This is a genomic window from Salinivibrio proteolyticus (genome assembly GCF_001996165.1).
GTDB classification, from domain to species: Bacteria; Pseudomonadota; Gammaproteobacteria; order Enterobacterales; family Vibrionaceae; genus Salinivibrio; species Salinivibrio proteolyticus.
In genome coordinates this window covers 58,911-71,747 of the sequence record NZ_MUFP01000004.1, presented here as the reverse complement: position 1 = coordinate 71,747, position 12,837 = coordinate 58,911, and the positions used below count along the sequence as shown (strand labels likewise).

Here is a 12,837-nt window from a genome sequence, read left to right as displayed (position 1 = left end):
TGAAGAAGACATTCCTGTTTTATCTGATAGCGTGGTGTACACGAAGGCAACGCATCAGTATGCTTTGGCTGCAAAATGCGATTATCATAAATCAATTTACGCCCGGCATCACCTGTAAATGTGCAGGGTGTGAAACCAGCAATGAGACCATGGCATGCAACTATATGGCAAGGTAATTGGCGCTTTTCTCGGCATTTTGCTGGGAGGCCCATTCGGTTTTTTTCTTGGCCTGTTCTTAGGTCATCAGTTTGATAAAGCCAAACAACGCGCTTCACTGGGCGGTTTTGGCGGAGGTTTCGGTGCTCAAGGTGCCGAGGCGCAACGTGTCTTTTTTCATGGCACCTTTGCTGTGATGGGACATGTGGCAAAGGCCAAGGGGCAAGTCACACAGGAAGAGATTCGTCTAGCCAGCTTAATTATGGATCGCATGCAGTTGCATGGGGCGGCGAGGCAATCCGCGCAAGACGCTTTTCGAGAAGGAAAAGGCGGTGATTTCCCGCTCCAAGAGACTTTGAATGGGATCCGGGCGTTAAGCCAAGGGCGGCGCGATCTGCTTAGCTTTTTCCTTGAAGTGCAGGTACAAGCGGCGTTTGCGGACGGAGAGCTGCATCCGAAAGAGCGTGAGTTACTGTATATCATTGCGGAGGGATTGGGTTTTTCCGCGCAGCAACTTGAGCAGCGTCTGCGTATGCAAGAAGCCGCGTTTCGATTTAGCCAAGGCTACCAAGGAGATTGGCACCAGCACGCGGGTGGGGCGGGAGCACCACCGCGTCAACGTGAAGTGGATGATGCCTATGAGGTTCTCGGTGTGGATTCCTCAGCTTCTGCTCAGGAATTGAAAAAGGCATACCGCAAGTTGATGAATGAACACCATCCTGACAAGCTGATGGCCAAAGGGTTACCCCCTGAGATGATGGAATTGGCGAAAGAAAAAGCACAAGAAATTCAAAAAGCTTACGATGTGATTAAAAAAGCCCGCGATCTTTAGCGGGCGGCCGTGTTAATTAATCAAGGTGTGCTGTGGTGTGCCTCGCAGATAGCCATCAATGTTATCTATCAGTTGCTGGGTGAGCCGGTTCACTGCTTCATCCGCTCCCCATGCGATATGGGGGGTGACGATTAAATTCGGCAGTGATGCGGTGATAAGTGGGTGATCATTGGGGGCTGGCTCTTCACTCAGCACATCTAGTCCGGCGCCACCAATTTGACCGGTTTTGAGGGCGTCGAGGAGCGCGCTTTCATCAACTAATCCGCCACGCCCTGTATTGATCAATAAGGCATGGTTTGGCATGCGGGCGAGGACATCACGGTTAATCAAGGCTTCTGTGGTCGGATTTAACGGGCAGTGCAAAGAGAGGATATCGGCACGGCTGATCACCTCATCAAAGGGTACATAACCCTCCCGGCAATCGGTGGCTCCGCGGTGCTCCGCAAACATGACGGTCATGCCGACTGCGCGCGCTAAACGTGCAACCGCCTCGCCTAAAACCCCTTTACCGATAATCCCCAATTTACTGCCCGCAACGCTGCCGATTGGGTGAGTAAAAAAGCAAAACTGACCATGCTGTTGCCATGCGCCGTGTTGAACATCGTGGTGGTAGCCGAGTAATTGACGTTTAAGTGCGAAGATCAGTGCGATGACGTGTTCAGGTACCGATTGAGAGGCATAACCTTGGACGTTACAGACTTGCACACCACGCGCGCGGCATGCTGCTAAATCCACATTGTTGACGCCAGTCGCAGCGACCGCAATCAGTTTGAGATTAGGACAGGAGGCGAGCACCGCCTCATCGATGACCACTTTATTGGTGATAGCGACCTCGGCCTCTTGCAAACGTGCCACGACCTCATCAGGCTGTGTTTCACCATAGGCTTGCCAGTGATGGGGCGAGCGAGGTGTGGGCAGCACAATATGGGCTGGAATGGTGTTACGGTCGAGAAAGACGATATTGGTGGGGGTACGCTGAGCCATGTTGATCTCCGTGTCTCAATCCATGGCTCTAGGGTGCGAAATATCGTCACATTGTGCAATCGTTTCAGCGACCACGAGGGCAATTCGGTGTGCTAGGTCGCGCTAGGTGAGGCCAACTGATACTCATCGGCAAGGCGATTGGCGGGCATCGTGGTATAAAACTCACAGGGGGCGTGAAAATGCAGGACGTCGCCGGTAGTTGGATGTAATAAACTCAGCTCGGCCGCATGCAAATGAAGGCGAGGGGCATAGTCGAGTGCCTCGGGAGAGGCATAAAACTCATCGCCAACGATGCTATGTCCCAACGATTGCATGTGCACACGAAGCTGGTGCGAGCGTCCAGTCAGTGGGTACAAGGCCATCAAACTGGTCTTAGGGAAGGTGTGTAAACAGCGATAGTGCGTTTGCGATGGTTTCCCATGCTCAAAGCAGACCTTTTGGCGCGGGCGGTTAGGCCAGTCACAAATCAGCGGTAAATCAATCTGCCCTTCATGATCAGCAGGATGCCCCCATACTTCGGCGTAGTAAAGCTTGGTCGGGATACGATCTCGGAACTGGGCCTTAAGGTTTCGCTCAGCCTCTTTGTGGGCGGCAAAGGCCATCACTCCGGACGTAGACATATCTAAGCGATGGACCAGCTCTGCCTCGGGGAAGGCGTCTTTCACCCGTGACCACGCACTATCGTAGTGGGCCGGATCGCGGCCAGGATTGGCCAGCAATCCGCTGGGTTTATTGATCACCACCAAATCCGCATCTTGATAAAGAATATCAAGCCAAGGCTCGGTGGGAGGATGGTATTCTGTCATTGCCATAGGATACATCGGGGCCGGCTAGCCCCGCCTAACGCTAAATTATTGATGACTGACCACAATTAGACGCAAGGCGTCTAATTCAATCTGCGCGTGTTGAATGTGATGTGAAAGGGTGCTGATTTGCTCGCGTAGAGCATCCAACTCATCATCACGGATATTGGGGTTGACGGTTTTGAGTGCCTCTAAACGCGCCAAGGCTTGGGTCAGCTCGCTTTCCATTTCTTGGTGGGCACGGGTTTGAATCTCACCCAGTGCTTTTTCAGCTAAAGGCTCACTTTTTTCAATCAAGCGGTGAACTTGGCTTTGTACCGAGTTAACCATTTTGCTGCCCAAATGGCGATTGACGGGGCTTAACTGGCGATGGAAACCTTCAAACTCGACATTGGTGGATAAATCGTTGCCATTCGCATCCAGCAAGACACGTACTGGTGTTTGCGGTAAGAAGCGATGAATCCCGCTTGATTTCGGCGCTTGGGCATCCACCACATAGATAAGCTCGAGGAACAAGGTGCCCACGGGCAGCGCTTTGTTTTTGAGTAAAGAGACCGCGGTGGTGCCGATGTTTTCGCTCAGCAGCAAGTCGATACCACCGCGCACGATAGGGTGCTCCCACGAGACAAATTGGACGTCTTCGCGACTGAGCGCGGTATCGCGATCAAAGGTGATGGTGCAGCCATCGGTGGGGAGGCCCGGATAACTCGGAACCATCATATGTTCTGATGGCGTGACTACCAGCGCATTTTCCCCTTTGTCATCTTGGTTGACGCCGATGGTATCAAACAGCCCCAAGGTAAAGGTGACCAAGCCAGTATCGCCATCTTGGTCGGCAATCGTTTGTGCTAACTGTTTCGCCGCGTCCCCACCATGTGAATGCATTTCTAACAGTTTATCGCGACCTTGCTCCATTTCTGCTTTGAGACGCTGGTTCATGGCAGCGCTGTCTTCGATCAGCGTACTGAGGGCGTCGTCTTGTTGGTTTGCGGCCAACAGGGTCAGTAAGGTCTCGCCGTATTGCTCGAACACCGCACGGCCGGTTGGGCAGGTATCTTCAAACGCGTCGAGGCCTTCGTGATACCAGCGCGCCAAAATGGTTTGCGCGGTGCCTTCAAGATAGGGGACATGAATGGCAATATCTTGTTGCTGACCGATACGGTCAAGACGACCGATACGCTGCTCCAAAAGGTCTGGGTTCATGGGTAAGTCGAACATCACCAACTGGTGGGCAAACTGGAAGTTCCGGCCTTCTGAGCCGATCTCCGAGCAGATCAAGACCTGCGCGCCCCCTTCCTCTTGGGCAAAGTAAGCCGCGGCTTTGTCTCGCTCGACAATCGACATGCCTTCGTGGAATACAGTGCCACGGATCCCTTCGCGCTCACGCAGCGCCTGCTCTAAGGTCAACGCGGTTTGTGCCCGTGAACAAATGATCAGGACTTTGTCATTACGGTGCGTTTTCAGGTAATCGAGCAACCAATCGATGCGTGGATCAAAGCCCCACCAGCTGGCACTGTCGCCTTCAAACTGTTGATAAATATCTTCAGGGTAGAGGTTTTGTACCGCCTTTTGCTCCCCCGCGAGACGGCCGCCCATCATATCGGCAACGCGCATGGCCGTTTGATACTGTTTGGGCAAGGCAAGCGCATGCATGTGCAGGTTTCTGGTTGGAAAGCCACTGATCGCTGCACGAGTGTTACGGAAGAGGACACGGCCGGTGCCGTGGCGGTCCATGAGATCGTCAATTAACTGTTGGCGAGCGTCGCGCTGAGTCGACTCATCATCACTGTGGATGAGGGCCAAGCGCTGCTCCAAATCGTCGCTTTGGAGCAAGGTGCGGATGCTATGTTGTGCCGCATCACCCAGGGGCGCATCGGCAAGCAAAGCTTCAACCGCTTCCGCCACTGGCGCGTATTGCGCTGCCTCTTCCACAAAGGCGTCGTAATCGTAGAAGCGATCTGGGTCGAGCAGACGCAAGCGGGCAAAGTGGCTTTGTTGGCCAAGTTGCTCCGGTGTAGCGGTAAGTAGCAACACGCCCGGTGTATGCTCGGCGATGCTCTCAATGATTTGGTATTCGCGGCTAGGGGCTTCTGGTGCCCATGAGAGGTGATGAGCCTCATCGACCACTAGCAGATCCCAGTGGGTCTCACAGACTTGTTCGACACGACGGCGATTTTTACGCAAAAACTCCAGCGAACACAGGACCAACTGTTGGGTATCAAAGGGGTTGTAGGCATCCGCTAGGGCCTCCACACAGCGCTCTTCGTCAAAAATCGAGAAGTGCAGATTAAAGCGGCGCATCATTTCGACCAGCCACTGATGCTGTAAAGTTTCGGGCACCACAATCAGGACCCGCTCAGCGCGACCTGCCAGCACCTGCTGGTGGATAATCATGCCCGCTTCAATGGTTTTACCCAAGCCCACTTCATCGGCAAGCAGTACGCGTGGCGCATGACGGCGACCGACTTCGTGAGCAATGTAAAGCTGATGAGGGATCAGACCAGCACGCATGCCGGTTAACCCCCGCAGCGGGCTACGGAGTTGTTGGTGTTGATTGGTCAGGGCGCGATAACGTAGGGCAAAGCGATCCATGCGATCAAGTTGGCCAGCAAACAGCTTGTCTTGCGGTTTGTTAAAACGAATCTGGTGACTGAGCAAGATTTCGCGCAGTGATACCTCGTCTTCGCCGGTATCATTGCGTGTACCGATATAGGTTAATACCCCGTCGTTTTCCTCAACACGCGAGACTGTCATGGTCCAGCCATCATGGCTTTCAACTTCATCGCCCGGGTTGAACATCACCCGGGTGACGGGTGCATCGTGGCTGGCATACAGCCGTGTTTCATCACTAGCAGGAAACATTAGGGTCACGGTACGGCCGTCAACAGACACCACGGTGCCCAGTCCTAGATCATGCTCCGTATCACTGATCCAACGTTGTCCAAGCGCAAATGACATAGGGGAAAACCTCTGAATTAACTCGATTGTCGAAGACGCAGCCCCGCGACAGCGGCGCCGTTTAAATACTGTGCTATTCAGTGTGGCACTGAAAAAATTGGCCGCCAATAGTACTCGAACTTGTGAGGAGCGTCACGATGAAACTCAACGAATCCCCGCAAAGGTCACGCTGACACACAAACGTCATTATTGAGCGGCAAAGATAAAAGCGTGACGTGGCGCAGCGAAATAGATTGGGAATTCCCAATGCCAGGTCTACGCTTAACTTAAGCGCTGTCACCGACAGTGAACTGCCGACACAGGAGGTGCCTATGGGCGACGCCGACCGGAAGCTGTTTGTATTGGATACCAATATTCTCCTCCACGAACCCTTCGCTATTTACTCCTTCCAAGAACACGATGTTGTGATCCCCATGACCGTCCTCGAAGAGCTTGACCGCATCAAAGACAGCAAGCGTGATGTCTCACGAGATGCGCGTGTCGCGATTCGAGCGTTGGAAGATATCTTTAAAGAAGCCACCCCCGATGAAATCGGCGAGGGCATTGCTGTTGGCAAAGGCGATGCGACGGGAACTGTATCGATACTGGCCGACTTTGAAATTAAAGAAACGGTACACGCCTTTGCTGACAAGGCTGGCGATAACCGAATCTTAAATGCGGTGCTACATCTACAAACCAAACGCTCACCGCGCAAAGTCGTATTGGTGACCAAAGATATTAATATGCGACTGCGCGCTAAAGGCGCGGGAGTGATGTATGTGGAAGACTATCGCACTGATCAATTGATTGACGATGTGCGATTGCTGACCAAAGGATTTCATACCTTTGAGGGCAGTTTTTGGGACAAAGTCGGGGAATGTGATAGCCAAGCGTATGGTTCAGATACCCTCCACACTTTACCGTCTGAATTACTGGAAACACCGTTCGTTAACCAGTACCTGTTGGATGAAAGCGATGATTTCGCGGCACGCATTCAAGCTATCAATGGTGAAAAAGCGATTATTAAAGACCTTAGTCGCGAGCGACTCATGCACCGTACGGCTTGGGACGTGAAGCCGAAAAATATCTACCAAGGCATGGCGATGGACGCGTTACTGGACCCGACCATTGATTTAACCATTTTGACCGGACCGGCAGGGTGCGGGAAAACCATTCTGGCGATGGCCGCCGCGCTGGAGCAAGTGGTGGAAAAGGGAATGTATGACAAGATCATCGTCACCCGCAACACCCCAGATATTGGTGAATCGATCGGTTATTTGCCGGGCACGGAAGAGGAAAAAATGCTGCCTTGGCTGGGAGCGGTGACCGATACGTTAGAAGCGCTGCACATGAATGATGAATGCACGGATGGCTCGATGCGCTACATCATGGAGAAAGCTAACTTACAGTTTAAGTCGATTAACTTTATGCGTGGTCGCTCGATTCAAAACGCGTTTGTGATCTTGGATGAGTGCCAGAACCTGACTGCCTCGCAACTGAAGACCATTATCACCCGCTGTGGTGAAGGGACTAAACTGGTTTGCTCAGGCAACTTAGCGCAAATCGACTCCCCCTACCTCACACCGGTTACCTCTGGGCTGACTTACATTGTCGAGCGATTTAAAAATTTCGAGGGCAGTGCGTGCGTATACCTCAATGGGGTAGTACGCAGCCGTCTTGCCGAGTTTGCCGAAGAAAACCTTTAACCGAACCGGCGGCTCAGCCGCCGTGTTTTCCTTGCGTTAAAACAGCTCGACATCGTCGGCGGCAACAAAGGTTTTGATGATGCCGCTTTCCAGCAATCCTTCGTAGAAAGCCACTTGATTGCGACCGTTTTGCTTGGCGTGATAAAGCGCCTGATCCGCATTGCCCAATAAGGTACTGGTGCTCTGATGCGCTTTATCGATACGCGTTGCGCCCATGGAAATGGTCACGGTTTCCGCTGCGCCAAAGTCGCGTGCGTTGACATTGGCAATAAAGGTATTGGCTTTTTGCTCAGCCATAGCGCGTGTGCAAGGGTGAAGTAACACCACAAATTCGTCCCCGCCGTAGCGAAACAGGGTGTCTTCGATAGAAAAGGTTTGTCGCATTAAAGACGCGAGCAACAAAATGACTTCATCGCCAAATACATGGCCAAAGTTATCATTAATTTGCTTGAAATGGTCGACATCAAAAATACAAATCCAAGGATAACTTGCCTGATCCAAATCGCTGTCCATCGCCGCGGGCGCTTGCGCTAAGCGATCACTAATTAGGTCCAACTTTTTGGTCAGCACCTTACGATTGAATAGACCGGTGAAGCTGTCTCGCTCGCTGGCCATAATGATTTGTTGATAGTTCTCATAGATGTGAGTGAGGCCAGACACCAGAGCAAGCTGTTCCTCGTTTAATTGCTCGGCGCGGCCACATAAGACACCGCGAATGTCTTCGTCTTTTTCGTAATAGATAGGGACGGCAACTAAGGTATGATCGTGCGCCTGATGCACGGTGACCTCTTGGCTCTCGAGGCAGTCTTCTAGCAGCGCATCCACTTGTTCGATATTTTCTTGTTGAAAGGCACTGTTGTCATTGGTACCCAGCACTGTGAAAGGGGGATTGAGTCCAGAACAGTAATCAAGTAACACCACTTCACTGACAGGCGTTAGCTCAAGGATCGACGTCAGTAGGCTCTTGGTAATCGCATCAACTTCAGTTTTGGCCGTGAAATCGACGATGGAGTCAAGTATCTGAATGCTACTGGCGGGCACAAAGCGCCTCCTTAAAAGGGTCTATTCCTGTTGTCAGTATAGAAGCCAAACGAGGCGGCGCCATCTATTAGGGGGATTCCATCATGCCCATATAACGATGCATCGCCGGTGGGGGCGCATTCAGGTCAGCGACGGGGCGAGACAAGGCAATCTGGCCCTCATCGACGTAAAGAAAACGTGAGGCAATGGCTTTCGCATCGTCGGGGTGATGGGTCACCATTAAAACGGTTGTACCTTGCGCGTGGGCGGTCCGTTTCACTAAGGCTAACATGTCTTTTTTCAACGCAGGATCAAGGGCTGAAAAAGGCTCATCAAGTAACAACAGAGGCTGTTGACGCGCAATGCTTCGGCCAAGTGCAATCCGCTGGCGCTGCCCGCCGGACAATGCGCCGGGTAAACGATCTAAATAAGGTGTCAGCCCCACAGCGTCCGCGGCGCTTCTCACGCTCTCTTTTTGTGCGTGACTGAGCTTGAGTGAGGGCGAAAGTCCAATCGCCATGTTGTCAAACACCGATAAGTGGGTGAAGACATTATGCTCTTGAAACAGGATGGAGAGTGGGCGCTGGTGAGCTGGCGCGGTAGTGACTGGCTTACCTGCAATCAAAATCTCGCCACTATCAGGAGCAATTAATCCTGCAATCAGAGAGAGTAAGGTACTTTTCCCGGCGCCGCTTGGGCCGAGTACAGCAACAATCTCCCCCGGCGCAATGTGGGCGTCGAAGTGCATCCACGCTTGCTGGTAGCGATACGTGATATTGGAAAGGGTTAGCATGCGTGTCTCCATTGGACGAGGCGGATGATCAGAGCGTAGCTGCCTAAACTGGTCGCTAATAACAGCATGGCCGCCGCGGCGCCCGCATCCATTTGATAACTGCCCATCAGACGAAATAGATACAAAGGCAGCGTTTGAAAGTGTTGGCTGCCAAATAAAGAAATGGCGCTGAGATCGCCCATCGAGAGGACAAAACTGACCGCGAGGCCACGTGCTATTGGGCGGCGTAAGCACTGCCATTCAATTAAGCGCAAGCGGGTAACCCCGCGCACGCCTAGGGTGGCACAGAGTGCATGATAAGATTGCGCCACTTGATAGGCAGGGGCACTGAGCACCTTAATCAAATACGGTAAGGCCATCAGCGCATTGACCCCCATCACCAACCACAAGGCGAGGCTAAAGACATCGCTAAATTGGCGAAACAGCAAAAATAGCCCAGTGCTTAATACGATACTGGGCACCACCAGAATCATGGCCCCCAGCGTCTCAATACCATCGGCTCGTCTTTTTTGACCATGAAATCGCCAGTGACGACTGGCTAAGATCACTGCAATTGCCAACACAAATGCAATGGCGCTCGCGCCGGTGGCCACCCACAATGAGTGCATGGTGGCTTGCCATAACGCTGTATCGGCAAGGACAGTGAGCGCACTCGGGTTGAACCCGCGATACAGCACTACACCCAGTGGCGGCAATACGAGAAGCAAGACCAAGGTTATCCAGAGCAGATCCCAGCATTTCGCCGCTCGGCTATCGAGGGCATGCGGCAATGGTAATACTTCACTGGGTGTATTCGGCACCGCGCGTGTGAATGTTTGCACTACAAACGCAATGGTGCCGCACAGCATCATCTGCCACAGCGCTAATGCCGCGCCGGTTTGCAAATCAAAGTCAAAGCGAATGGCTTGGTAAATGGCCAACTCTATGGTGGTGGCTTTGGGGCCGCCTCCAAGCGCCATGACGGTGGCAAAACTGGTAAAGCAGAGCATAAACACCAGCCCGACGATATGGGGCAAACTTTGGCGAAGATAAGGCCATTCAAGGTGACGAAAACGCTGCCAGCCACCTAAGCCCAATTGAGTCGCTAAGCGGCGTTGATCGGCGGGGATCCCCTCGAGTGTTTGCACCATGATCTGGGCGGAAAATGGTAAGTTGAAAAACACGTGTGCCAGCAAAATGCCGCTTAATCCATAAATGGAAAAAGGCAGGGAGAGGTTAAAGTGTTGTAGGGTGTCGGCGAGCAAGCCGCTGCGACCAAAAATGGCTACCAAGCCAAATACCCCAATCAGCACAGGCAGCACTAAGGTCATGGCAAATAGTTTCAACAACCAACGCTTACCCGCAAACTCGCGACGCGACAGGGCGTGGGCAACAGGAATCGCCAGTCCTACACTGAGGATCACTGATAAAATGGCTTGCTTGAAGCTAAATACGGTGACGTGACGAAGGTAGGCATCTTGCCATAGTGCCTGAAGGTTAAGATCTTGGCTGTGAGAGAACAGCGCCCATAGAGCGCTGCCAATTAAAAGCACGACTAGACTGGCCGCGAGACTGCCCGGCCAAGTGCGTGAAGGGTTGAGCATGATGATTATTCAACCAACGCCGTTTGCCAGTCACGCACCCATTGTTGACGGTTGCCCATCACTTCATCGGGTTGATAAATCAAGCTTTTTTCGGGCTTACTCAAGGTGTAGAAGGCATCCGGTAAAGTGATATCAGTAACAGGATACATCCATTGCGTAAGGGGAATGATCGACTGCGCTTCATCGCTAATCATAAACTGCAAAAACGCATCGGCCAGTTCTGGCTGGTCGGTGTACGCTGATTTCGCGGCCACTTCAATCTGCATATAATGGCCCTCTTCAAACGTCGCGGCGGCAAAGCGGTCATCATCATCGGCAACCAAATGGTAAGCCGGTGATGTGGTGTAAGAGAGCACCATGTCCGCTTCCTTGTTCAGGAACATGTTGTACGCTTCGGTCCAGCCTTTGGTCACGGTAATGGTGTTATCCGCGAGATCACGCCATGCTTGCTGGCTTTGATCGCCGTATACTTTCTGGATCCACAGCATTAAGCCTTGGCCAACGGTGGAGACACGGGGATCTTGGTAAATCACACTGATGTCATCACGATCTTCAATCAAGGCCTTCAAGCTCTTGGGCGGATCGAGCAGGCGCGTGGTGTCGTACACGAAGGCAAAGTAGCCGTAATCGTAGGGAATAAAGTAGGGATTATCCCAACCGCCGGGTACCTGTAGGCGCTCCGTATTCACTGCGTGCTCGGCGACAATGCCGCTCCGCTCCGCTTCTTTCATTAAATTAGTGTCCATACCCAGCACGATATCGGCGCTGGTGGTACTGCCTTCAATCCGCATGCGGTTGAGCAAGGCTGCACCGTCTTCAAGGGACACAAACTCGACCTTACAATTACAGCGTTTCTCGAAGGCGGCTTTAATTTTTGGCCCTGCGCCCCAATCGGCGATAAATGAGTCATAGGTATAAATAGTCAGCGGGTCAGCGGCGCGGGCGCCAAGCGATAACAGAGACAAAGAAAGTACGGTTAAAACAGACGTAATGACTTTCACAGCACGCTCCTAAGTTGGGCGTGGGTGTTGAGGCTGGTTGATGACATCATCAAGTCTCAATCCCTACGCCAGTGTTAGCTGGATCAGGTTCGATGGGTTTAGCGCGGTGCGCAATCTCAGCCAAGAGGCTCCCCAATGAGTACGAAGCCATTGTACTGATTGGCTTAGGGTTAACCAAGCCTTTTAGTCAGCGGTTCGGTTAAGCGCCCAGTCGTAGTCATAGTCTAAGCGTGCATCCTCGGGAAGTTTGATATCGCGGTATTGATTGATATGGGTAATTACTCCTTGTTCACTGCCGCCAAAATCGGCCTCAAACCACTCATAGATAGAAGAAAGCTGCCACTGACCGCCTTGCTGACTCACGCCTTTATCACTGTTAATAAAGGTATAGGCGGCTTGTTCTAATTGTACCTCTAAGGTGTCGGCTTGAAAGGCTTGTGGCTGTAGGTTCGGACAGCCAAGGCTGGCACAGTTGACCGCATAATGGGTACGCGGATCTTGCCAGAGCGGACGTAGAATACGGTGCTCAATGTCATTCAAGGTAAGCGGCTCTCCTGCTACCGTGACCACCTCATCATCCCAAGGTCCAAAGCTAAACAGCCCACCGAGTTTGGTGATCGAACGGACTGGATACGCATCCAAAACTAGCTTTACGGTGACTGAATTGTAGAGATTAACCCAGTACGCGTATTGTTCGTCTTTGGTCAAGGTGCGCGGGTCGCGCGCGGTGAGCATGCTAATGTAATGATCGAGAGTCGCTTTATCGGCCTCGGTGACGGCTGCGTAGTTAAATAAGGTGTGCTGTCCTTGAGGCTGTAAATATTTATCGAGTAACACTTGCCAGCTGTGATGGGTAAACGTGGCTTGGCTGGCGGGGTTGTGCGCATCCCACATTGCCCAATAATCGGCTTTCGGGGCGGCCAAGGCTGGAAAAGCAAAGAGTAACCAAAAAATGAGCGTGATCCGTGTTCGCATACCGCTTCCTCAATCGCGAGCGTATCTTGTTTATATCCTAGACCAGC

Annotated in this window: 10 protein-coding genes and 1 riboswitch; of the genes, 2 read left to right on the top strand and 8 right to left on the bottom strand. The window is 52.3% G+C overall.

Translation table 11 applies throughout. The annotated features are described in order from the left end of the window. The first annotated feature begins 154 nt into the window (after positions 1-154). Positions 155-988 (top strand): co-chaperone DjlA, encoded by an 834-nt coding sequence (djlA, locus tag BZJ19_RS03745; protein ID WP_077674642.1) that lies wholly within the window; start codon positions 155-157, stop codon positions 986-988. Between the two features lie 12 nt (positions 989-1,000). Here the strand turns inward: djlA and BZJ19_RS03740 are convergent, their stop codons facing one another. The 3 genes from BZJ19_RS03740 to rapA form a co-directional block, all read right to left on the bottom strand. Then, entirely contained in the window at positions 1,001-1,978 is a 978-nt protein-coding gene (locus tag BZJ19_RS03740) for a D-2-hydroxyacid dehydrogenase (protein ID WP_420876429.1), read from the bottom strand. 86 nt (positions 1,979-2,064) lie between these two features. After that, positions 2,065-2,784, bottom strand: a complete 720-nt coding sequence (rluA, locus tag BZJ19_RS03735) for a bifunctional tRNA pseudouridine(32) synthase/23S rRNA pseudouridine(746) synthase RluA (RefSeq protein ID WP_077481305.1) — start codon at positions 2,782-2,784, stop codon at positions 2,065-2,067. A gap of 39 nt (positions 2,785-2,823) precedes the next feature. After that, positions 2,824-5,733: an RNA polymerase-associated protein RapA gene (gene rapA / locus BZJ19_RS03730; protein WP_077674640.1), complete on the bottom strand. Its 2,910-nt coding sequence runs from the start codon at positions 5,731-5,733 to the stop codon at positions 2,824-2,826. Positions 5,734-6,044: 311 nt separating this feature from the next. Here rapA and BZJ19_RS03725 point away from each other — a divergent pair, with 311 nt between their 5' ends. Further along, positions 6,045-7,418 (top strand): PhoH family protein, encoded by a 1,374-nt coding sequence (locus BZJ19_RS03725; RefSeq protein ID WP_077674639.1) that lies wholly within the window; start codon positions 6,045-6,047, stop codon positions 7,416-7,418. Positions 7,419-7,454: 36 nt separating this feature from the next. On the opposite strand, the gene BZJ19_RS03720 is transcribed toward BZJ19_RS03725, so the two are convergent. The 5 genes from BZJ19_RS03720 to BZJ19_RS03700 all read right to left on the bottom strand — a co-directional run bounded on the left by BZJ19_RS03720 (position 7,455) and on the right by BZJ19_RS03700 (position 12,790). Further along, the gene (locus BZJ19_RS03720; protein ID WP_077674638.1) at positions 7,455-8,459 is read right to left on the bottom strand and encodes a GGDEF domain-containing protein; all 1,005 of its coding nucleotides are present in this window, start codon (positions 8,457-8,459) and stop codon (positions 7,455-7,457) included. 67 nt (positions 8,460-8,526) lie between these two features. Beyond that, on the bottom strand, positions 8,527-9,231 hold the full coding sequence (thiQ, locus tag BZJ19_RS03715; RefSeq protein WP_077481297.1) for a thiamine ABC transporter ATP-binding protein: 705 nt from the start codon (positions 9,229-9,231) through the stop codon (positions 8,527-8,529). Beyond that, positions 9,225-10,814 carry a thiamine/thiamine pyrophosphate ABC transporter permease gene (thiP, locus tag BZJ19_RS03710; protein ID WP_077674637.1) on the bottom strand — a complete coding sequence of 530 codons (1,590 nt, stop codon included), beginning with the start codon at positions 10,812-10,814 and terminating at the stop codon, positions 9,225-9,227. The genes thiQ and thiP overlap by 7 nt, the downstream gene beginning before the upstream one ends. 5 nt (positions 10,815-10,819) lie before the next feature. Continuing rightward, positions 10,820-11,806, bottom strand: a complete 987-nt coding sequence (gene thiB / locus BZJ19_RS03705) for a thiamine ABC transporter substrate binding subunit (protein ID WP_077674709.1) — start codon at positions 11,804-11,806, stop codon at positions 10,820-10,822. A 52-nt stretch (positions 11,807-11,858) separates the two neighbouring features. Then, positions 11,859-11,960: riboswitch (TPP riboswitch) on the bottom strand. A gap of 38 nt (positions 11,961-11,998) precedes the next feature. After that, entirely contained in the window at positions 11,999-12,790 is a 792-nt protein-coding gene (locus BZJ19_RS03700) for a DUF547 domain-containing protein (protein WP_077674636.1), read from the bottom strand. Between the last annotated feature and the right edge of the window lie 47 nt (positions 12,791-12,837).